This window comes from Serratia sp. X10 (assembly GCF_017811775.1).
In the GTDB taxonomy this organism is placed as follows: Bacteria; Pseudomonadota; Gammaproteobacteria; order Enterobacterales; family Enterobacteriaceae; genus Serratia; species Serratia ureilytica.
In genome coordinates, this window is record NZ_JAEIOH010000006.1 from 57,522 (window position 1) to 78,019 (window position 20,498).

The window sequence follows — 20,498 nt, forward strand, 5'->3', positions numbered from 1 at the left end:
GGTTTTCCTCCCGCGCTGTACTACCCTTTTTCAATAAATCATCTTGATTCATCCACGTCATGAATCCAATCACAGGCAGAGGTCATCGGTAAGGATGTCTATGGATATCAGCGCGCCGAACGCGTTCGGCACACACAAAGGCGTTATGCTGACACATTCCCTGTTCGTGGCGCTGGCGACATTTTTGCTCGCCTTGCTGAGCCTGTCGTTATCCAGTGAGGCTCATCACTTCACGCCGCTGTGGTTCCCTACCGCCGCCGCGATCGCCGTGTTGTATCGCCATCCTCCGCGTCATTGGGGTTTGCCGCTGCTGGCCAGCGGCACAGGCATCGTACTCGCCAGCTTCCTGCTGTTCGGCCTCAGCGCCATTCCGGTCAAGCTGGCCGCCATCAACCTGCTGGAAGCGGCAGTGTGCGCTCTGCTGCTGCGCCGCACGCTGCCGGCGATCGATCCGCTGAGCGATCTGGGCTGTTGGCTGCGCTTCGTGGTCTGTGCGGTGATCTTCACCCCGCTGTTCAGCGCGCTGCTGGCCGCCGGACTGACCCCCACGCCGGACCTGACGTTTTGGCAATCGTTCGGCACCTGGTTCATCTCTGAGGCGATAGGGGTGCTGTCGCTGGCGCCGCTCGGGCTCACCTATCACCGCCGCCTGTTGGCCGGGCTGAATCCGTATCCGCTGCTGTTGACCCTGATGGGCTCGCTGGCCTTCAGCTATCTGGCGCTGACGCATCTGCCCTTCCCCTTTACCTTCGTCATCCTGCCGCTGCTGTGGGCGGCTATCGCGCTGTCACGCTTCGAAACCTTCACCGTCTGTTTCTGCACTCTCCTGCTGATCACCGTCCTGCTGTCGCTGGGCCTGCTGCGCCTTCAGTCTTCCCAGCACACTTTCCTGGGCGAACTCGGCCTCTATCTGCCGATGTTGCTGATCCTGATCCCGGCGCACGCCATGGCGATGGTGATGCACACCTTCCGGGTGGAAAAACAACATATCGTCGAGAGCGAAAGCCGCTTTCGCAGCGCGCTGGAGTATTCCGCCATCGGCATGGCGCTGGTGTCGCCGGAAGGCAAATGGCTGCAGGTTAACCAGGCGCTGTGCAAGCTGCTCGGCTATCCGCCCGAAAGACTTTATCGCCTGACCTTTCAAGAGATCACCCACCCGGACGATCTGAACGCCGACCTGACCCAACTGCACGAACTGCTCGACGGTCATATCAGCAGCTACACCATGGAGAAACGCTATATCCGCAGCGACGGCCAGACGGTCTGGGCGCTGCTGGCGGTCTCGCTGGTGCGCGACGGCGAAGGCCGGCCGTTGTACTTCATCTCTCAGGTGGAGGACATCAGCGACCTTAAGCGCAGCGAGGCGGAGAACAATCGGTTGGTGGAGCGCATCACGCTGGCCAACCAGGTGGGCGGCGTCGGCATCTGGGAATGGGTGATGAGCCAGGAAAACTTCACCTGGGATCAGCGCATGTTCGAACTCTACGATCTCACCCCCGACCAAACGCCGACGCTGGCGTTGTGGCGCACCCTGCTGGTGCCGGAAGATCGCGAGCGCACCGATCGCGAGCTGGCCGAGATCCTGGCGCAGCCACGGCCATTCATCATGGAGTTTCGCATCACTACGCGCAGCGGCAAAGTGCGCCATATCCGCGGCCAGGGCAACGTGATCCTCGACGATCAGGGCCGGCCGCTGCGCCTGATCGGCACCAATATCGACATGACCGAGCTCAAGAGCCTCGCCGAGGCGCTGCACGAAGAGAAAGAGCGCCTGCACATCACCCTCGACGCCATCGGCGAAGGGGTGATCTCCACCGACAGCCACCTGCGCATCACCTTTATGAATCCGGTGGCGGAACAGATGTGCGGCTGGCCGCTCGAATTGGCGATCGGTATGCCCGTCGCCGGCGTGGTGCGCCTGACCAACGGCAAAGACGGCCCGGAAATCGAAAACCTCACGCAATACCCACGGCAATGGCCGGCGGATTATGCGCTGGTGCTGCACAGCCGCGACGGGCGTTATTTCGACGTACAGCAGTCGGTCTCACCGCTGAAAACCCTCGACGGGGAAACCATGGGTGCGGTGATGGTGCTGCAGGACGTCACCGCCTCGCGCGAACTGATGAAAAAACTCAGCTACAGCGCCTCGCACGATGCGCTGACCGGATTGCCGAACCGCACCCGCTTCGAGAAACAGCTGAAAGCGGCGATCGTCGCCGGCGGGGAACCGTCGTCGCCGCATTCGCTGGTGTTCCTCGATCTGGATCGGTTCAAGGCGGTGAACGACACCGCCGGCCATGCGGCGGGCGATGCCCTGCTGCGGGACATCGCCCAGCTGATGCGGCATCAGCTGCGCCATAGCGACTGCCTGGCCCGGCTGGGCGGCGACGAGTTCGGTCTGATCCTGTACGACTGCCGGCTGGAACAGGCCAAATCGCTGGTGCAGCAAGTGGTTAATCAAATCAGCCAGCACCCGTTCTACTGGGAAGGGAAGATTTACCGCGTCGGCGCCAGCGCCGGCATCACGCGCATCAGCGCCGACGCCAAAAGCAGCGAACTGCTGGCGCAGGCCGATATCGCCTGCTACACCGCCAAGCACCAGGGGCGCGGCCAGGTTTATCTGTACGAAACGCGGCAGAAACAGCTGCTGGAGCGGCAGCACGAGGTGCTGAGCCTGCAAGAAGTGCAGACGATCATCAGCGAGGGGCAACTGCGGCTGCTGACTCATGCGGTCGCGCCGCCGGCGACGCCGCTGTCGGCCGCGTTTCACCAGGTGAAGCTGCAGGTGATGGCGCCGGACGAGCGCCCGCTGTCGCACGAGGCGTTCATCGCCGCCGCGCAGCTGTACGGCCTGATGCCGGACATCGACCGCTGGACGGCGGCGCAACTGCTGGTGAAATATGCCGACGACATCAAACGCAAAGGGCTGTCGCTCGCGCTGCCGCTGGCCATCGACAGCCTGCTGAGCGCCGACTTCCAGCGCGACCTGACGGAAACGGTGCGCGCTTCCTCGCTGCCGCCGCAGGCGCTGCTGTTCAGCGTCGATGAGGCCGCGATACTGGAGCACGCCGCGCAGTGTCGGGTATTTCTCCGCGAACTGCAGCAGCAGGGCTGCCGGCTGATCGTCAACGGCTTCGGGCATAACATCAATGCGTTCGATGAGCTCAGCGACCAGAGGATCGACATCATTCGCATCGATGAACGCTTTATCACCAACGTGCACTGCAACCAGATGGACGAGCTGATGGTCTCGATGCTCAACGGCGCGGCGCATCGCATTAAAGCGCAGACCTTCGCCGGGCCGGCTCACCAGCCGGTGACGCTGCAGGCGCTGCGCGACATCGGCGTCGATCTGGCGGACGGCGACCAGGTGGCGCTGGAGCAGCCGCTGGCGGTGTTGCTCAGCGACGGCTATTTCGGCATCCGTTAACCCTCTCCCCCTCTCAGGCGCCGTCTCCCGGGCGGCGCTTCGCATCTCGTTCGTTACATGATATTAACCAAGACAAGATTAGTGATATAAATAACCCCTGAAGCTTAAACGATTAAGTAAGATGAAATACCCATGCGAACATCGACGTATCCGTTGATTTTCCTCGACAGGTGATGGCTCAGAGACAAGGGACTATGGAAAAGAAATGGTTTTCCGCCAGGGAACTGATGGGTAAGGCGGGGTTGCCCTCAACCCCGCAAGGGGTCAATTTGATGGCCCGGCGCGAAGGCTGGGTCAGTCGCCGCCGCAGCGGCGTACAGGGCAAAGCGCTGGAATACCATATCGACAGTCTGCCGTTCGGCGCGCGCAGCCTGTCGGCGTTGCGCGAAACCGACCATCCGGATTACGACGTCAAACGTCAGGATCCGGTACGGGTCTGGATCGAGTATTACTATCACCTGACGCCGGCCGAACGGGAAAAGCTGCTGGCGTTCCTGATGCGTGAAGGCATGAGCCGCCTGCTGCAGCTGATCGAGTCTCCCCGCTAGCCGAGCCGCGTTCAACTCTCCGCTTCCGGCGCCCAGCCGCCGTTGTGCCATAGATGCAGCGTGGCGTAAGAGCGCCACGGACGCCAGCGCTCGGCGTAGCGTTCAATCTGGCGCGGCGTCATGCCGGGGAAACGCTGTTTGATCAGGTAGTCGCCGGCCAGGAACACGTCCGGCCACGACCAGGCGCGCATCGCGATATAGCTGGCGGTCCAGCTACCGATACCCGGCAGCGCGGTCAGCGCCTTGATGCCCTGTTCGATATCCAGCACGTTGTCGAGCTGCAGCCGCCCTTCCCCCAGCGCGCGGGCGATCTCGATCAGCGCCGCCGCGCGCTTCACTTGCACCCCGAGCGGGCGCAGTGCTTCAGGCTGCAGCTGCGCCACCCGTTCTGCTGTGGGGAAAACGTGGGTGATGCCCTCATGCGGCGTCGCCAGCGCTTCGCCCCAGCGTTCGGCCATCCGCCCGGCGAAGGTCGCCGCCATTTTCACGCTGACCAACTGCCCCAGCACCGCACGCGCCGCCTGCTCGAAACTGTTCACGCAGCCCGGCAGGCGCAGCCCCGGCGCATCGGCCGCCAGCGAGCCCAGCGCCTCATTAATGCGATCCGGCGCGGCGTCCAGATCAAACAGCAGGCGCACCCGGCGCAACACCTCCGTCGTCACCAAACTGAGCGTCGGCGCAATCTCGACCCGAACCCGATTGCGCGCCTCTTCCGGCTGCACGCTGAGCCAGCCGCGGTGTTCCGTGCCGCCCTGGCTGACGGCGATCGAGCGCAGGTAGCGGCGCCCCTCGACCCGCTCCACGCCCTGCACGGCGCGCGCCTGCAAGAAATTCAGCATGCGTTCCCAGTCATAGGGCGGCCGATAGCCCAGGTGAAACACCAACCCGCTGGCGGCGGCCCGTTCACCGCGCGCACCGCCGCTGCGCAGCGCCGACGGGATCAGGCGGTAACGCGTCTTGAACAGCTCGTTGAAACGCCGCAGGCTGCCGAAACCGGCGGCGAACGCCACCTCGCTGAGCGGCAGATCGGTGTCCGCCAGCAGGCGCTTGGCCTGCAGCAACCGGTGCGACTGCGCGTAATCGATCGGCGAGGCGCCAAACTGTTCGGCGAAGATGCGCCGCAGATGGCGATCGGAAATGCCCAGCCGCGCCGCCAGCGCTTCGCAGCTGTGTTCGGACAGATACCCCTGCTCGATGAGCTGCACCGCCACCTGGGCATAGCGGTTGCCCAGGTCGATCAGCGCCAGGCCGGGCGCCAGTTCCGGTCGGCATTTGAGGCAGGGGCGAAACCCTGCCAGTTCAGCCGCCGCCGCGCTCGGATAAAAGGTGCAATTTTCCAGCTTCGGCGTGCGGGCGCTGCACACCGGGCGACAATAGATGCCGGTGGAAGAGACGCCGACGAAAAAACGGCCGTCGAATTTGCGGTCACGCGCGCGCAGCGCGTCGTACAACGCTTGCTGTTGAGTATTCATGGCAACGCTCGGGTTCGGTTTTTTCTGCATTATGGGACTCGGCTAGCGCGCTGACGTGCGGAATTCGGACATTAAGTTAAGCACGCCGCCGCCGCGCCCGCTAAATTTTTCGACACTCGCGCATTGGCGCATTGCCCGCCGGCCCCGTCTCGGGTAAAGTCGCCCCCCTTCATTGGCATGGGGACAAAAAAGAGATGTTTATTGGATTCGATTACGGGACCGCCAACTGTTCCGTTGCAGTGATGCGCGACCACGGCCCCGAGCTGTTGACGCTGGAAAACAACGCGCCCTATCTGCCTTCGATGCTGTGCGCGCCGACCCGCGAAGCGGTGAGCGAATGCCTGCACCGCCATTGGCAGATCCCGACCGGCAGCGAAGAAAACCAGCAGCTGCTGCGCCGCGCCATCAGTTACAACCGCGAAGAAGACATTCCGGTCAACGGCAACAGCGTGCTGTTCGGCCTGCAGGCGCTGGCGCACTATATGGAAGATCCCGAAGAGGTGTACTTCGTGCGCTCGCCGAAGTCCTTCCTCGGCGCCAACGGCCTGAAACCACAGCAGATCGCGCTGTTCGAAGACCTGGTGTGCGCCATGATGTTCCACATCAAACGCCAGGCGGAAAATGTGCTGCAAACCGGCATCGATCAGGCGGTGATCGGCCGGCCGATCAACTTCCAGGGCATCGGCGGCGACGAAGCCAACCGGCAGGCGCAGGGCATTCTGCAGCGCGCCGCCGAACGCGCCGGTTTCAAGGACATTGAGTTCCAGTTCGAGCCGGTGGCGGCGGGGCTGGACTTCGAAGCGACGCTGAGCGAAGAGCAAACCGTGCTGGTGGTGGACATCGGCGGCGGCACCACCGACTGCTCGGTGCTGCTGATGGGGCCGCAGTGGCGCAACCGCGCCGATCGCCAGCAGAGCCTGCTGGGCCACAGCGGCTGCCGGGTCGGCGGTAACGATCTGGACATCATGCTGGCCTTCAAACAGCTGATGCCGCTGTTCGGCCTGGGCGGCGAAACCGCGAAAGGCATCGCCCTGCCGGCGCTGCCTTACTGGAACGCGGTGGCGACCAACGACGTGCCGGCGCAAAACGATTTCTACAGCGCCGCCAACGGCCGCGTGCTGCGCGATCTGATCCTCGACGCGGCGGAGCCGGAAAAGGTCAAGCGCCTGCTGAAAGTGTACCAGCAGCGCCTGAGCTACCGATTGGTGCGGGCGGCCGAAGAGAGTAAGATCGCCCTGTCCGGCCAAACGGCCATCAGCGCGCCGCTCAATTTCGTGCAGGCCGATCTGGCGGAGAACATCAGCCAGGATCAGCTCGCCGACGCCATCTCGCAGCCGTTGATGCGCATTCAGGAGCAGGTCAGCGCCGCGCTGGCCAGCAGCCAGACCGCGCCGCAGGTGATCTACCTGACCGGCGGCAGCGCGCGTTCGCCGCTGCTGCGCGCCGCGTTGCAACAGCAACTGCCGGGCATTCCGATCGTCGGCGGCAACGACTTCGGCTCGGTCACCGCCGGGCTGGCGCGCTGGGCGCAAACGCTGTTCCGTTGACCGCCCACGGGCGCGGCTCGCCGCGCCCTTGTTCATTGGAGACTATGCATCATGTCGACCATCCTTACCCTCGACAGCGCCAGGCTGCGGCTGCGCCCCTGGCGCGACGACGACCTGCCGGCCTTCGCCGCGCTCAACGCCGATCCGCAGGTCATGCGCTATTTCCCGGCGACGATGACGGCCGAGGAAAGCCGCGCGCAGGCCGAACGCATCCGCGCCTTCCTGCAACAGCACGGCTGGGGGCTGTGGGCGGTGGAAGTGAAAAGCGGCGCGCCTTTTATCGGTTTTGTCGGGCTGGCGCGGCCGGGCGACGACCTGCCTTGCTCCCCCTGCGTGGAGATTGGCTGGCGGCTGGCGGCGGCCCACTGGGGCAACGGCTACGCCGCTGAGGCGGCGCGCGCCGCGCTGGCGTGCGCCTTCGACACGCTGCATTTGCCGGAAGTGGTGTCCTTCACCGCCGAAGATAACCAGCCGTCGCGCCGGGTGATGACGCGCATCGGTATGCGCTTCGACGGCGAAACCTTCCTGCACCCGCGTCTGCCGGCGGGCCATCCGCTGCAAAAGCACGTCTTGTACCGGCTGAATCGACAAACGTGGCGCGAACGCCACGGCGATTAATACAGCGTATCCTTCAGCCGCTGCGGCAGCACGCTGTCGTACTCCTCACCGTCGAAGTGCGTTTGGCTCACCGCGGCCAAAATATGGCCGGGGCTGGGCAGCGCCGAACGCGCGAGGCGGCTGGCCTCTTCCCATAACCCCGAACGCAAGATCGCCCGGCTGCACTGAAAGAACACCGCCTCCACCCGAATGCGCAGCACCGAACGCGGCAGCTGGTTGCGGTGGGCGAAGCGCTGCAACACCGCCGGCGCCACCACGATCTCCGCCCGCCCGTTAATCCGCAGCGTTTCGCCGATGCCGGGGATCAGCAGCAGCAGCGCCACCCGGTTGTCGTGCAGGATATTGCGCAGACTGTCGATGCGGTTATTGCCGCGCCGATCCGGCAACAGCAGGGTTTTCTCGTCTTCGATATGAATGAAACCGGCCGGATCGCCGCGCGGCGAGACGTCCATGCCGTCCGGCCCGACCGTCGAGAGGGCAGCGAACGGCGCCGCCTCGATAAACGGACGGTAAGCCGGGTGGATGTAGCTGACTTCTTTAAAAACCGAGGGCGCGGCGGGCTTGCCGTACAGCTGTTCCAGCGCCGCCAGGTCGTTGATGATATCGCCAGACATTGCAGTTTCCTGAATGAGTCATATTGACCCCTTCAGCATAGAGCAAAATCGCCGGCGGCTCTTACTCGGCGCTGGCGTGGTTCAGCGTCTGAATGTCGTCCGCATCCAGCGTCAGACGCGTGGCGCTGACCAACTCATCCAGTTGCGACAACGAGGTGGCGCTGACGATCGGCGCGGTGATGCTCGGACGCGCGATCAGCCAGGCCAGCGAGACCTGCGCCGCAGAGACGCCGTGTTTGCCCGCCACCTGATCCAGCGCTGCCAGGATGCGGAAACCGCGCGGGTTCAGGTAGCGTTCGACGATGCGATCGCCGCGCTGACTTTTGCCCTCATCCGCTTTGCTGCGGTATTTGCCGGTCAGAAAGCCGCTGGCCAGCGCGAAGAAGTTGATCACCCCGAGGCCATGGCGCTGCGCCACCCCCTCCAGCTCGGCTTCATACCCTTCGCGCGCATACAGATTGTATTCCGGCTGCAGGGTTTCGTAGCGCGCCAATCCGTTGCTCTCGCTCACCCGCAGCGCTTCTTCCAGGCGATCCGCCTGATAGTTGGAGGCGCCGATCGCCCGCACCTTGCCGGCCTTGATCAGCGCATCGAACGCCGCCAACGTCTCTTCCAGCGGCGTATCGCGGTCATCGTCGTGCGACTGGTAGAGATCGATATAATCGGTTTGCAGACGGCGCAGCGAATCTTCCACCGCCTGCTGAATATAGCGCGGCGACAGCCCCTGTTTGCCTTCGCCCATCGGTTTGCCCACCTTGGTGGCGATGATCACCTGGTCGCGCTTGCCGCTCTTCTTCAGCCATTCGCCGATGACGGTTTCCGATTCGCCGCCCCGGTTGCCCGGCGCCCAGCTGGAATAAACGTCGGCGGTATCGATAAAGTTGAGCTGATTGTCCACCAGCGCATCCAGCAGGCTGAACGAGGTCGCTCGATCCGCCGTCCAACCGAACACATTGCCGCCAAAGGTCAACGCCGGCACCTGAATGCCTGAGCGGCCCAATTCTCTGTTGCTCATCATCTGCTCCTGTGGGAAAAGATTCGCGGGTTAATTATTAGCGCCAACCAGGATAGAACGCTAAAACGGATTGGCTATAAGCTGAAACCAATCACTTATAAACATAGCACGCTCAAATCACCCACTTATTAGGACAATGCTGACGGTTCCTCCATATTTCCTTCATTTTTATGCCGTCCCCGCTGGCTAAACTAGTATCCTGTAAGGAGTGTCATTTTTGTGGCAATGAGTGCCCGCACCCCTGCCTTTTGGAGAGAATTTTCGCCGCCATGAATGCAAAACCCCAACGCCGTTCCCTGATGCCGCGCCTGCTGGTTGCGGCCATCCTGGTCATCGCCGCCGTCTTCGCCTGGCGTTATTTTAACGCCGCTCAACCGCCGGCCGGCACGGCCCCGGGCGCGCAGCAGGCCGGCGGCACAGCGGGGGCCGGTCGCGCGGCGGGCGGGCGGCGCGCCGCGCCGATGTCGCCGGTGCAGGCCGCGACGGCCACGCAACAGACGGTGCCGCGTTATCTTTCCGGCTTGGGCACCGCCACCGCCGCCAATACCGTCACCGTCACCAGCCGGGTCGACGGCCAACTGATGGCGATCCACTTTACCGAAGGCCAGCAGGTCAAAGCCGGCGATCTGCTGGCAGAAATCGATCCCCGGCCATTCCAAGTGCAACTGACCCAGGCGCAGGGGCAGTTGGCGAAAGATCAGGCCACGCTGGCCAACGCCCGGCGCGATCTGGCGCGCTACCAGCAATTGGTGAAAACCAATCTGGTTTCCCGTCAAGAGCTGGATACGCAGGCCTCGCTGGTGCAGCAAACCGAAGGCGCGATCAAGGCCGATCAGGGCGCGGTCGACAGCGCCAAACTGCAGATCACTTACAGCCGCATCACTGCGCCAATCGACGGCCGCGTCGGGTTGAAACTGGTCGACGTCGGCAATTACGTCACCAGCGGCAGCACCACCGGTTTGGTGGTGATCACGCAGACGCACCCGATCGACGTGGTGTTCACGCTGCCCGAAGGCAACATCGCCGATCTGCTCAAGGCGCAAAAAGCCGGGCCGGTGAGCGTCGAAGCCTGGGATCGCACCAACCAGAACAAGCTCACGACCGGTTCGCTGCTGAGCCTGGACAACCAAATTGATACCGCCACCGGCACCATCAAGCTGAAAGCGCGCTTCGCCAACGAAGACGACGCGCTGTTCCCCAACCAGTTCGTCAACGCGCGGCTGCAGGTGGATACCCTGCACGATGCGGTGGTGATCCCGACCGCCGCGCTGCAGATGGGCAACGAAGGCAACTTCGTCTGGACGCTCAGCGAAGACAACAAGGTCAGCAAACACCGGGTCACCGCCGGCGTGCAGGACAGCCGGCAGGTGGTGATCAGCGCCGGCCTCAACGCCGGCGATCGGGTGGTGACCGACGGCATCGATCGCCTGACCGAAGGCATGCAGGTGGAAGTGCTGGCGCCGAGCGACGCGCCTGCGGCGTCAAAAGCCAAGCGCGAACCTGACGTTCAGAGGAAGTCCTGATGCAGGTGATGCCACCGACCCGCGGCGGCGGCCCTTCCCGCCTGTTTATCCTGCGCCCGGTCGCCACCACCCTGCTGATGGTGGCGATACTGCTGGCGGGGATCATCGGCTATCGCGCGCTGCCGGTTTCCGCGTTGCCGGAAGTGGACTACCCGACCATCCAGGTGGTGACGCTGTACCCCGGCGCCAGCCCGGACGTGGTCACCTCCGCCATTACCGCGCCGCTGGAACGCCAGTTCGGCCAGATGTCCGGCCTGAAGCAAATGGCGTCGCAAAGCTCCGGCGGCGCCTCGGTGGTGACGCTGCAATTCCAGCTGGCGCTGCCGCTCGACGTCGCGGAGCAGGAAGTGCAGGCGGCGATCAACGCCGCCACCAACCTATTGCCGAACGATCTGCCCTACCCGCCGATTTACAGCAAGGTTAACCCGGCCGATCCGCCGATCCTGACGCTGGCCGTCACCTCCACCGCCATGCCGATGACGCAGGTGGAAGACATGGTGGAGACGCGAGTGGCGCAGAAAATCTCTCAGGTGACCGGCGTCGGCCTGGTGACCCTGGCCGGCGGCCAACGCCCGGCGGTGCGTGTAAAATTGAACGCCGCGGCGGTCGCCGCCTATGGCCTGAACAGCGAAACCATCCGCACCGCCATCAGCAACGCCAACGTCAACTCGGCGAAAGGCAGCCTGGACGGCCCGACCCGCTCGGTCACCCTGTCCGCCAACGACCAAATGAAATCCGCCGACGACTATCGCCAGCTGATCGTCGCCTATCAGAACGGCGCGGCGATCCGCCTGCAGGATATCGCCACCATCGAACAAGGGGCGGAAAATACCCGACTGGCGGCCTGGGCCAACCAGCAGCAGGCGATCGTGCTGAACATTCAGCGCCAGCCCGGCGTCAACGTCATCACCACCGCCGACAGCATCCGCGAAATGCTGCCGACGCTGATTAAAAGCCTGCCCAAGTCGGTCGACGTCAAGGTGTTGACCGATCGCACCACCACCATCCGCGCCTCGGTCAGCGACGTGCAGTTCGAGCTGCTGCTCGCAGTCGCGCTGGTGGTGATGGTGATCTACGTGTTCCTGCGCAACGTGCCGGCGACCATTATCCCCAGCGTGGCGGTGCCGCTGTCGCTGGTCGGCACCTTCGCCGCCATGTATTTCCTCGGCTTCTCCATCAACAACCTGACGCTGATGGCATTAACCATCGCCACCGGTTTCGTGGTGGATGACGCCATCGTGGTGATCGAGAACATCTCGCGCTACATCGAGAAAGGGGAAAAACCGCTCGACGCCGCGCTGAAAGGGGCCGGCGAGATCGGCTTCACCATCATCTCGCTGACCTTCTCGCTGGTGGCGGTGCTGATCCCGCTGCTGTTCATGGGCGACATCGTCGGCCGCCTGTTCCGCGAGTTCGCCGTCACGCTGGCGGTGGCGATTTTGATCTCCGCCGTGGTATCGCTGACGCTGACGCCGATGATGTGCGCCCGCATGCTCAGCCACGAATCGCTGCGCAAGCAGAACCGCTTCTCCGCCGCCTCCGAGCGCTTTTTCGAGCGCGTGATCGCGCGATACGGCCAGTGGCTGAAAACGGTGCTGAACCACCCCTGGCTGACGCTCGGCGTGGCCGTGGGCACCCTGGCGCTGACGGTGTTGCTGTACCTGCTGATCCCGAAAGGCTTCTTCCCGGTGCAGGACAACGGCATCATTCAGGGCACGCTGGAGGCGCCGCAGAGCGTTTCGTTCAGCAACATGGCCGAGCGCCAGCAGCAGGTCGCGGCGCAGATCCTCAAAGATCCAGCGGTGGAAAGCCTGACCTCGTTCGTCGGCGTCGACGGCAGCAACGCCACGCTCAACAGCGGCCGGCTGCAGATCAACCTGAAACCGCTGAGCGAACGCAGCGACCGCATTCCGGCGGTCATCAGCCGGTTGCAGCAGCAAACGGCGCAGTTCCCCGGCGTGAAGCTGTACCTGCAGCCGGTGCAGGATCTGACCATCGATACCCAGGTCAGCCGCACCCAGTACCAGTTCACCCTGCAGGCGATGTCGCTGGACGATCTGAGCCTGTGGGTGCCGCAGCTGATGGATGAGCTGAAGCGCACCCCGCAGCTGGCGGACGTCACCAGCGATTGGCAGGATCAGGGGCTGGTCGCCTACGTCAACGTCGATCGCGATTCGGCCTCGCGCCTCGGCGTCACCATGAGCGACGTGGACAATGCGCTGTACAACGCCTTCGGCCAACGTCTGATCTCCACCATCTACACCCAGGCCAATCAATACCGCGTAGTGCTGGAGCACGACGTCAGCGCGACGCCAGGGCTGGCGGCGCTCAATGAGATCCGTCTGAGCGGCAAGGACGGCGCCGTGGTGCCGTTGAGCGCCATCGCCAAAATCGAAGAACGTTTCGGCCCGCTGTCGGTCAACCACCTCGACCAATTCCCGTCGGCCACCGTCTCGTTCAACGTCGCCGCCGGCTACTCGCTCGGCGAAGCGGTGGACGCGGTCACCCAGGCGGAAAAAAATCTCGCCATGCCGAAAGACATCACCACCCAATTCCAGGGCGCGACGCTGGCCTTCCAGGCGGCGCTCGGCAGCACGCTGTGGCTGATTTTGGCGGCGGTGGTGGCGATGTATATCGTGCTGGGCGTGCTGTATGAAAGCTTCATTCATCCGGTGACCATCCTCTCCACCCTGCCGACCGCCGGGGTCGGCGCGCTGCTGGCGCTGATGCTGGCCGGCAGCGAACTGGACGTGATCGCCATCATCGGCATCATCCTGCTGATCGGCATCGTGAAGAAGAACGCCATCATGATGATCGACTTCGCGCTGGCGGCGGAACGCGAACAGGGCTTATCGCCGCGCGACGCCATTTATCAGGCCTGCCTGCTGCGTTTCCGGCCGATCCTGATGACCACGCTGGCGGCCTTGCTCGGCGCGCTGCCGCTGATGCTCAGCACCGGCGTCGGCGCGGAGCTGCGGCATCCGCTCGGCGTCTGTATGGTCGGCGGCCTGATCATGAGCCAGATCCTGACGCTGTTCACCACGCCGGTGATCTACCTGCTGTTTGACAAACTGGCGCGCAACACGCATCGCCAGCCGGATACGCAGGAGCTGCCGTGAAATTCTTCGCCCTGTTCATTCACCGGCCAGTGGCCACCACCCTGCTGACGCTGGCCATCGCCATCAGCGGCACGATCGGTTTTCGCCTGCTGCCGGTGTCGCCGCTGCCGCAGGTGGATTTTCCGGTGATTTCGATCAGTGCGTCGCTGCCGGGCGCCTCGCCGGAAACCATGGCCTCCTCGGTGGCGACGCCGCTGGAGCGCGCGCTGGGCCGCATCGCCGGAGTCAACGAAATGACCTCGATGAGTTCGCTCGGCAGCACCCGGGTGATTTTGCAGTTCGATCTCAGCCGCGACATCAACGGCGCCGCGCGCGACGTGCAGGCGGCGATTAACGCCGCGCAAAGCCTGTTGCCGACCGGCATGCCGAGCCGCCCCAGCTATCGCAAGGTCAACCCTTCCGACGCGCCGATCATGATCCTGACGCTGACGTCGGACACCTACAGCCAGGGGCAACTTTACGACTTCGCGTCCACCCAGCTGGCGCAGAAGATCAGCCAGACCGAAGGCGTCGGCGACGTTTCCGTGGGCGGCAGCTCGCTGCCGGCAGTGCGGGTGGAGTTGAACCCTTCGGCGCTGTTCAATCAGGGCGTTTCGCTGGATGCCGTGCGGCAGGCCATCGCCAACGCCAACGTGCGCCGCCCGCAGGGCGCCGTCGAAAACCCGCAGCAACGTTGGCAAATCCAGGCCAACGACGCGCTGAAAACCGCCGACGCCTACCGCCCGCTGATCGTTCATTACAACAACGGTTCGGCGGTGCGGCTCGGCGACGTGGCCGAGGTCAAAGATTCGGTGCAGGACGTGCGCAACGCCGGGATGACCGACGCCAAGCCGGCGATCGTTCTGGCCATCAGCCGCGCGCCGGACGCCAACATCATCGAAACCGTCGATCGCATTCGCGCCGAGCTGCCCGCCTTGCAGGAGAATATCCCGGCCTCGATTCAACTCAACGTCGCGCAGGATCGCTCGCCGACCATTCGCGCTTCGCTGGCCGAGGTCGAACAGTCGCTGGCGATCGCCATCGGGCTGGTGATCCTGGTGGTGTTCATCTTCCTGCGCTCCGGCCGCGCCACGCTGATCCCGGCGGTCGCCGTGCCGGTGTCGCTGGTAGGCTCGTTCGCCGCCATGTACCTGTGCGGCTTCAGCCTCAACAACCTGTCGCTGATGGCGCTGACCATCGCCACCGGCTTTGTGGTGGACGACGCCATCGTGGTGCTGGAAAACATTTCCCGCCACGTCGAGGCCGGCATGAAACCGATCAACGCCGCGCTGCTGGGCGCGCGGGAGGTCGGTTTCACCGTGCTGTCGATGAGCGTGTCGCTGGTGGCGGTGTTTATCCCGCTGCTGCTGATGGCGGGCCTGCCGGGCCGGCTGTTCCGCGAATTCGCCGTCACCCTGTCGGTGTCGATCGGGCTGTCGCTGATCGTCTCGCTGACGCTCACGCCGATGATGTGCGCCTATCTGCTGCGCCACCAGCCGGCGCGTTCGCAGCGGCGCGCGCGCGGCTTCGGCAAAATGCTGCTGGCGCTGCAGCAGGGTTACGGACGCTCGCTGAACTGGGTGCTTGGCCACTCGCGCTGGGTGCTGGCGGTGTTCCTCGCCACCATTGCGCTCAACGTCTGGCTGTATATCAGCATCCCGAAAACCTTCTTCCCCGAACAGGATACCGGCCGCCTGATGGGCTTTATCCAGGCCGATCAGAGCATCTCGTTCCAGGCGATGCGCGGCAAACTGGAAGATTTCATGAAAATCGTGCGCGAAGATCCGGACGTGGAAAACGTCACCGGCTTTACCGGCGGCTCGCGCACCAACAGCGGCTCGATGTTCATCTCACTGAAACCGCTGTCGGTGCGCAGCGACGATGCGCAGAAAGTGATCGCCCGCCTGCGCGCTCGCCTGGCCAAAGAACCGGGCGCCAGCCTGTTCTTGATGGCGGTGCAGGATATCCGCGTCGGCGGCCGCCAGGCCAACGCCAGCTACCAATATACGCTGCTGGCGGATGACCTCGCCGCGCTGCGCGAATGGGAACCGAAGATCCGCGCCGCGCTGGCGGCATTGCCTGAGCTGGCGGACGTCAACTCGGATCAGCAGGATAAAGGCTCGGAGATGGATCTGGTCTACGATCGCGAGACCATGGCGCGCCTCGGCATTTCGGTGTCCGACGCCAACAACCTGTTGAACAACGCCTTCGGCCAGCGACAGATTTCGACCATCTATCAACCGCTCAACCAATACAAGGTGGTGATGGAAGTGGCGCCGCCTTACACTCAGGACGTCAGCTCGCTGGACAAGATGTTCATCATCAACAACGGAGGCAAGGCGATACCGCTCTCCTACTTCGCCAGTTGGCGACCGGCCAACGCGCCGCTGTCGGTCAACCATCAGGGGCTGTCCGCCGCCTCGACCATCTCCTTTAACCTGCCGGACGGCGGCAGCCTGTCGGACGCCACCGCCGCTGTCGAGCGCACCATGACTCAGCTCAGCGTGCCGTCCACGGTGCGCGGCGCCTTCGCCGGCACCGCCCAGGTGTTCCAGGACACCCTGAAGTCGCAGCTGATCCTGATCCTGGCGGCGATCGCCACGGTGTATATCGTGCTCGGCGTGCTGTACGAGAGCTATATCCATCCGCTGACCATCCTCTCCACTCTGCCTTCCGCGGGCGTGGGGGCGCTGTTGGCGCTCGAGCTGTTCGGCGCGCCGTTCAGCCTGATCGCGCTGATCGGCATCATGCTGTTGATTGGCATCGTGAAGAAAAACGCCATCATGATGGTCGACTTCGCGCTCGAGGCGCAGCGCAACGGCGGCATCAGCGCCCGCGAGGCGATTTTCCAGGCCAGCCTGCTGCGCTTCCGGCCGATCCTGATGACCACGCTGGCGGCGCTGTTCGGCGCGCTGCCGCTGGTGCTGACCAGCGGCGACGGCGCGGAGCTGCGCCAGCCGCTCGGTATCACCATCGCCGGCGGTCTGGTGATGAGCCAGCTGCTGACGCTGTACACCACGCCGGTGGTCTATCTTTACTTCGACCGGCTGCAGGCGAAGTTTCGCCGCAACAAGCAGCTGGCCCCGCTGCCGCACTAATGGCCGACCGATGCTGATGAAACACACCGCCACGGTACGTTGGCAACTCTGGATAGTGGCGTTCGGCTTTTTTATGCAGACGCTGGATACCACTATCGTCAATACCGCCCTGCCCTCAATGGCCGCCAGCCTGGGGGAGAACCCGCTGCGCATGCAGTCGGTGATCGTCGCCTATGTGCTGACGGTGGCGGTGACGCTGCCGGCCAGCGGCTGGCTGGCGGACAAGGTCGGCGTACAGCGGGTGTTTTTCAGCGCCATCGTGCTGTTTACCCTCGGCTCCCTCCTCTGCGCCCGCTCGGCAACCCTGAACGAGCTGATCGCCTCGCGCGTGCTTCAGGGCGTCGGCGGCGCGATGATGGTGCCGGTCGGCCGCCTGACGGTGATGAAGATCGTACCGCGCGAGCAGTACATGGCGGCGATGACCTTCGTGACGCTGCCGGGCCAGATCGGCCCGCTGCTGGGGCCGGCGCTGGGTGGCTTCCTGGTGCAATACGCCAGCTGGCACTGGATTTTCCTGATCAATATTCCGGTGGGCATCGTGGGCGCCATCGCCACGCTGCTGCTGATGCCCAACTACCAAATGCAGACCCGCCGTTTCGACCTCAGCGGCTTTTTCCTGCTGGCGATCGGCATGGCGTCGCTGACGCTGGCGCTCGACGGCCATAAAGGCATGGGTATGACCGGCGGCGCCATCGCCGGCCTGGTGGCGCTGGGCGCGGCGGCGTTGTTGGGGTATGTTTGGCATGCCTACGGCAATAGCCACGCCCTGTTCTCACTGCGGCTGCTGCGCACCCCGACCTACAAGATCGGGCTGCTGGCCAGTCTGCTGGGGCGCATCGGCAGCGGCATGCTGCCGTTCATGACGCCGCTGTTTCTGCAGGTGGGCATGGGCTTCACGCCGTTCCACGCCGGGCTGATGATGATCCCGATGATCATCGGCAGCATGGGCATGAAGCGCATCGTAGTGCAGGTGGTCAACCGCTTCGGCTATCGCAACGTGCTGGTGGCAGCCACGCTGCTGCTGGCGCTGGTCAGCCTGAGTTTCCTGCTGGCGGCGATGCTCGGCTGGCTGTGGCTGCTGCCGGTGATACTGTTCTTCCAGGGGATGGTCAACGCATTGCGCTTCTCGGCGATGAATACCCTGACGCTGAAAGACCTGCCGGACCGGCTGGCCAGCAGCGGCAACAGCCTGTTGTCGATGGTCATGCAGCTGTCGATGAGCCTCGGCGTCAGCGTCGCCGGCATCTTGATCGGCAGCTTCGCCCATCACCAGGCGGTGGCCGACAGCCCGGCCATCCACAGCGCATTTATTTACAGCTACTGCTGTATGGCGTTGATTATCGCCCTGCCCGCGCTGGCCTTCGCGCGCGTGCCGGCGGATAGCGCGCCTAACCGCACGCTGGCCAAAGAGCCGGGCACCGGCTCAACGAGGTTGCAATGAAGATAGGCATTACCGGGAAACTGTTCCTGGCCATTTTCGCTACCTGCATGCTGGTGTTGATCACCATGCATTGGGGGGTGCGCGTCAGCTTTGAACGCGGCTTTATCGATTACATCAAGCACAGCAACGAGCAGCGCATCAACATGCTGAGCGAAGCGCTGGAGGAGCAGTACAGTCGCCACAGCAACTGGATATTCCTGCGCAACAACGATCAGGTTATCTACCAAATCATGCGTTCGTTCGAACAGAACAGCGACAGCAGCCACAACCTGCCGCCCAAGGGCTGGCGCACCCAGTTTTGGGTGGTGGACAGCCAGTTCAACCGGCTAGTGGGCCACTCCGGGCCGGTGCCGAAAGAAGGGCCGCGCCACCCAATCCGCTATAACAACGAGATCGTCGGCTGGGTGATCACTACCCCGGTCGAACGCCTGACGCGCAACACCGATATCAACTTCGATCGCCAGCAGCGGCGCACCAGCTGGATTATCGTCGCGCTCTCCACCCTGCTGGCGGCGGCGGTGACCTGGCTGCTGTCGCGCGGCATGCTGGCGCCGGTCAAACGCCTGGTGGCGGGCACCCATCGCCTGGCGGCGGGCGACTTCACCACCCGCGTGACGGTCAGTAGCCAGGATGAACTGGGCAGGCTGGCGCACGACTTCAACCAGTTGGCCACCTCGCTGGAGAAAAATGAACAGATGCGCCGCGCCTTTATGGCCGACGTGTCGCACGAACTGCGCACGCCGCTGGCGGTGCTGCGCGGCGAGCTGGAGGCGCTGCAGGACGGCGTGCGCCAGCCGACGCCCGCGTCGCTCAGCTCGCTGCAGGCCGAGGTGTCCACCCTGACCAAACTGGTCGACGACCTGCACCAGCTTTCGCTCTCCGATCTCGGCGCGCTGGCCTATCGCAAATCGTCGGTGGACTGCGTGCATCTGCTGCAGATCGCCGTCGCCGCCTTCCGCGAGCGCTTTCGCGCCAAGGGGCTGGAGATCGTCACCCATCTGCCGCCCCATGCGCCGCTGTTCGGCGATCCCGATCGCCTGAATCAGCTGTTCAATAACCTGTTGGAAAACAGCCTGCGCTACACCGATGCCGGCGGCCGGCTGGAAATCAGCGCCGAGCTGCAGCCGGGGCGGCTGTCCCTCTGCTGGCAGGACAGCGCGCCAGGCATCAGCGATCAGCAACTGACGCGCATTTTCGAACGTTTCTACCGGGCGGAAGGCTCGCGTAACCGCGCCAGCGGCGGTTCCGGATTGGGGCTGGCGATCTGCCACAACATCGTGGAAGCGCACGACGGGAAAATCCGCGCCGAGCATTCGCCTTTAGGCGGCGTGCGCATTACAGTAGAATTTGCAACCCCGATAAAAATAAGGCGCCCTGATGGACATTCAGAATCACCCCGTGCAGATCATGATTGTTGAAGATGAGCCCAAGCTGGGCCAGCTGCTGGTGGATTATCTGCAGGCGGCGGGCTACGCCACCCGTTGGCTGACCAACGGCAATGAAGTGGTGCCGACCGTGCACCAGCATCCGCCAGCGCTGATCTTGCTCGATCTGATGCTGCCGGGCGCCGATGGGCTGACGGTGTGCCGCGAGCTGCGCCGCTTCAGCGACGTGCCTATCGTGATGGTGACGGCGAAAATCGAAGAGATTGACCGCCTGTTGGGGCTGGAGATCGGCGCCGACGATTACATCTGCAAACCCTACAGCCCGCGCGAGGTGGTGGCGCGGGTGAAAACCATCCTGCGCCGCAGCTATCGGCCGCAGGATAATGCGCGGGAAGATGACCTGCTGCACATCGATGAACCGCGTTTCCAGGCCAGTTATCAGGGGCAGCTGCTGGATCTGACGCCGGCGGAGTTCCGCCTGCTGAAGACGTTGGCCAGCCAGCCGGGCAACGTGTTTTCGCGCGAGCAGCTGCTGAACAACCTGTATGACGACTATCGGGTGGTCACCGACCGCACCATCGACAGCCACATCAAAAACCTGCGGCGCAAGCTGGAGCTGATCGACGGGCAAAAATCCTTTATCCGCTCGGTATACGGCGTCGGTTACCGCTGGGAAGCCGAGCCCTGCCGGCTGGTGAATGGGGTTTAG

At 63.8% G+C, this 20,498-nt stretch carries 13 protein-coding genes; 10 read left to right on the forward strand and 3 right to left on the reverse strand.

What is annotated here, in order from left to right; all coding sequences use genetic code 11:
- Positions 1-100: 100 nt before the first annotated feature.
- The gene (locus J9788_RS18655; RefSeq protein ID WP_046899193.1) at positions 101-3,430 is read left to right on the forward strand and encodes a diguanylate cyclase; all 3,330 of its coding nucleotides are present in this window, start codon (positions 101-103) and stop codon (positions 3,428-3,430) included.
- A gap of 194 nt (positions 3,431-3,624) precedes the next feature.
- The gene (locus J9788_RS18660; RefSeq protein WP_033644048.1) at positions 3,625-3,978 is read left to right on the forward strand and encodes a DNA-binding protein; all 354 of its coding nucleotides are present in this window, start codon (positions 3,625-3,627) and stop codon (positions 3,976-3,978) included.
- A gap of 11 nt (positions 3,979-3,989) precedes the next feature.
- On the opposite strand, the gene alkA is transcribed toward J9788_RS18660, so the two are convergent.
- Positions 3,990-5,480: a DNA-3-methyladenine glycosylase 2 gene (gene alkA / locus J9788_RS18665; protein ID WP_182265515.1), complete on the reverse strand. Its 1,491-nt coding sequence runs from the start codon at positions 5,478-5,480 to the stop codon at positions 3,990-3,992.
- Between the two features lie 164 nt (positions 5,481-5,644).
- On the opposite strand from alkA, the gene yegD reads away from it, so the two are divergent.
- Positions 5,645-6,997: a molecular chaperone gene (yegD, locus tag J9788_RS18670; protein ID WP_182265516.1), complete on the forward strand. Its 1,353-nt coding sequence runs from the start codon at positions 5,645-5,647 to the stop codon at positions 6,995-6,997.
- A gap of 51 nt (positions 6,998-7,048) precedes the next feature.
- Positions 7,049-7,615 (forward strand): GNAT family N-acetyltransferase, encoded by a 567-nt coding sequence (locus tag J9788_RS18675; RefSeq protein WP_033651544.1) that lies wholly within the window; start codon positions 7,049-7,051, stop codon positions 7,613-7,615.
- Here J9788_RS18675 and J9788_RS18680 read toward each other — a convergent pair.
- Together J9788_RS18680 and J9788_RS18685 are read right to left on the reverse strand one after the other, a co-directional pair.
- Entirely contained in the window at positions 7,612-8,229 is a 618-nt protein-coding gene (locus J9788_RS18680) for a pyridoxamine 5'-phosphate oxidase family protein (RefSeq protein WP_182265517.1), read from the reverse strand. The two genes, J9788_RS18675 and J9788_RS18680, sit on opposite strands and share 4 nt — an antisense overlap.
- 61 nt (positions 8,230-8,290) lie before the next feature.
- The gene (locus tag J9788_RS18685; RefSeq protein ID WP_182265518.1) at positions 8,291-9,244 is read right to left on the reverse strand and encodes an aldo/keto reductase; all 954 of its coding nucleotides are present in this window, start codon (positions 9,242-9,244) and stop codon (positions 8,291-8,293) included.
- A gap of 269 nt (positions 9,245-9,513) precedes the next feature.
- On the opposite strand from J9788_RS18685, the gene J9788_RS18690 reads away from it, so the two are divergent.
- From J9788_RS18690 to baeR, 6 genes are read left to right on the forward strand one after another with little or no spacing between them, the layout of a single operon-like run.
- Positions 9,514-10,767 carry an MdtA/MuxA family multidrug efflux RND transporter periplasmic adaptor subunit gene (locus J9788_RS18690; protein ID WP_182265519.1) on the forward strand — a complete coding sequence of 418 codons (1,254 nt, stop codon included), beginning with the start codon at positions 9,514-9,516 and terminating at the stop codon, positions 10,765-10,767.
- Entirely contained in the window at positions 10,767-13,886 is a 3,120-nt protein-coding gene (locus J9788_RS18695; protein ID WP_182265520.1) for an MdtB/MuxB family multidrug efflux RND transporter permease subunit, read from the forward strand. The genes J9788_RS18690 and J9788_RS18695 overlap by 1 nt, the downstream gene beginning before the upstream one ends.
- Positions 13,883-16,963 carry a multidrug efflux RND transporter permease subunit MdtC gene (mdtC, locus tag J9788_RS18700; protein WP_182265521.1) on the forward strand — a complete coding sequence of 1,027 codons (3,081 nt, stop codon included), beginning with the start codon at positions 13,883-13,885 and terminating at the stop codon, positions 16,961-16,963. Before J9788_RS18695 ends, mdtC begins: the two co-directional genes overlap by 4 nt.
- Before the next feature lie 10 nt (positions 16,964-16,973).
- Complete coding sequence (gene mdtD, locus J9788_RS18705; RefSeq protein ID WP_182265522.1) at positions 16,974-18,404, forward strand: multidrug transporter subunit MdtD; 1,431 nt, start codon at positions 16,974-16,976, stop codon at positions 18,402-18,404.
- Positions 18,401-19,822 carry a two-component system sensor histidine kinase BaeS gene (gene baeS, locus J9788_RS18710; protein ID WP_182265523.1) on the forward strand — a complete coding sequence of 474 codons (1,422 nt, stop codon included), beginning with the start codon at positions 18,401-18,403 and terminating at the stop codon, positions 19,820-19,822. The genes mdtD and baeS overlap by 4 nt, the downstream gene beginning before the upstream one ends.
- Positions 19,782-20,498: a two-component system response regulator BaeR gene (gene baeR, locus J9788_RS18715; RefSeq protein WP_046897728.1), complete on the forward strand. Its 717-nt coding sequence runs from the start codon at positions 19,782-19,784 to the stop codon at positions 20,496-20,498. Before baeS ends, baeR begins: the two co-directional genes overlap by 41 nt.

Excerpts from the sequence above, each read along its gene's own strand:
- J9788_RS18655 (WP_046899193.1), top strand. The coding sequence starts at position 101 with ATGGATATCAGCGCGCCGAACGCGTTCGGCACACACAAAGGCGTTATG.
- J9788_RS18660 (WP_033644048.1), top strand. The coding sequence starts at position 3,625 with ATGGAAAAGAAATGGTTTTCCGCCAGGGAACTGATGGGTAAGGCGGGG.
- alkA (WP_182265515.1), bottom strand. The coding sequence starts at position 5,480 with ATGCAGAAAAAACCGAACCCGAGCGTTGCCATGAATACTCAACAGCAA.
- yegD (WP_182265516.1), top strand. The coding sequence starts at position 5,645 with ATGTTTATTGGATTCGATTACGGGACCGCCAACTGTTCCGTTGCAGTG.
- J9788_RS18675 (WP_033651544.1), top strand. The coding sequence starts at position 7,049 with ATGTCGACCATCCTTACCCTCGACAGCGCCAGGCTGCGGCTGCGCCCC.
- J9788_RS18680 (WP_182265517.1), bottom strand. The coding sequence starts at position 8,229 with ATGTCTGGCGATATCATCAACGACCTGGCGGCGCTGGAACAGCTGTAC.
- J9788_RS18685 (WP_182265518.1), bottom strand. The coding sequence starts at position 9,244 with ATGAGCAACAGAGAATTGGGCCGCTCAGGCATTCAGGTGCCGGCGTTG.
- J9788_RS18690 (WP_182265519.1), top strand. The coding sequence starts at position 9,514 with ATGAATGCAAAACCCCAACGCCGTTCCCTGATGCCGCGCCTGCTGGTT.
- J9788_RS18695 (WP_182265520.1), top strand. The coding sequence starts at position 10,767 with ATGCAGGTGATGCCACCGACCCGCGGCGGCGGCCCTTCCCGCCTGTTT.
- mdtD (WP_182265522.1), top strand. The coding sequence starts at position 16,974 with ATGCTGATGAAACACACCGCCACGGTACGTTGGCAACTCTGGATAGTG.
- baeS (WP_182265523.1), top strand. The coding sequence starts at position 18,401 with ATGAAGATAGGCATTACCGGGAAACTGTTCCTGGCCATTTTCGCTACC.
- baeR (WP_046897728.1), top strand. The coding sequence starts at position 19,782 with ATGGACATTCAGAATCACCCCGTGCAGATCATGATTGTTGAAGATGAG.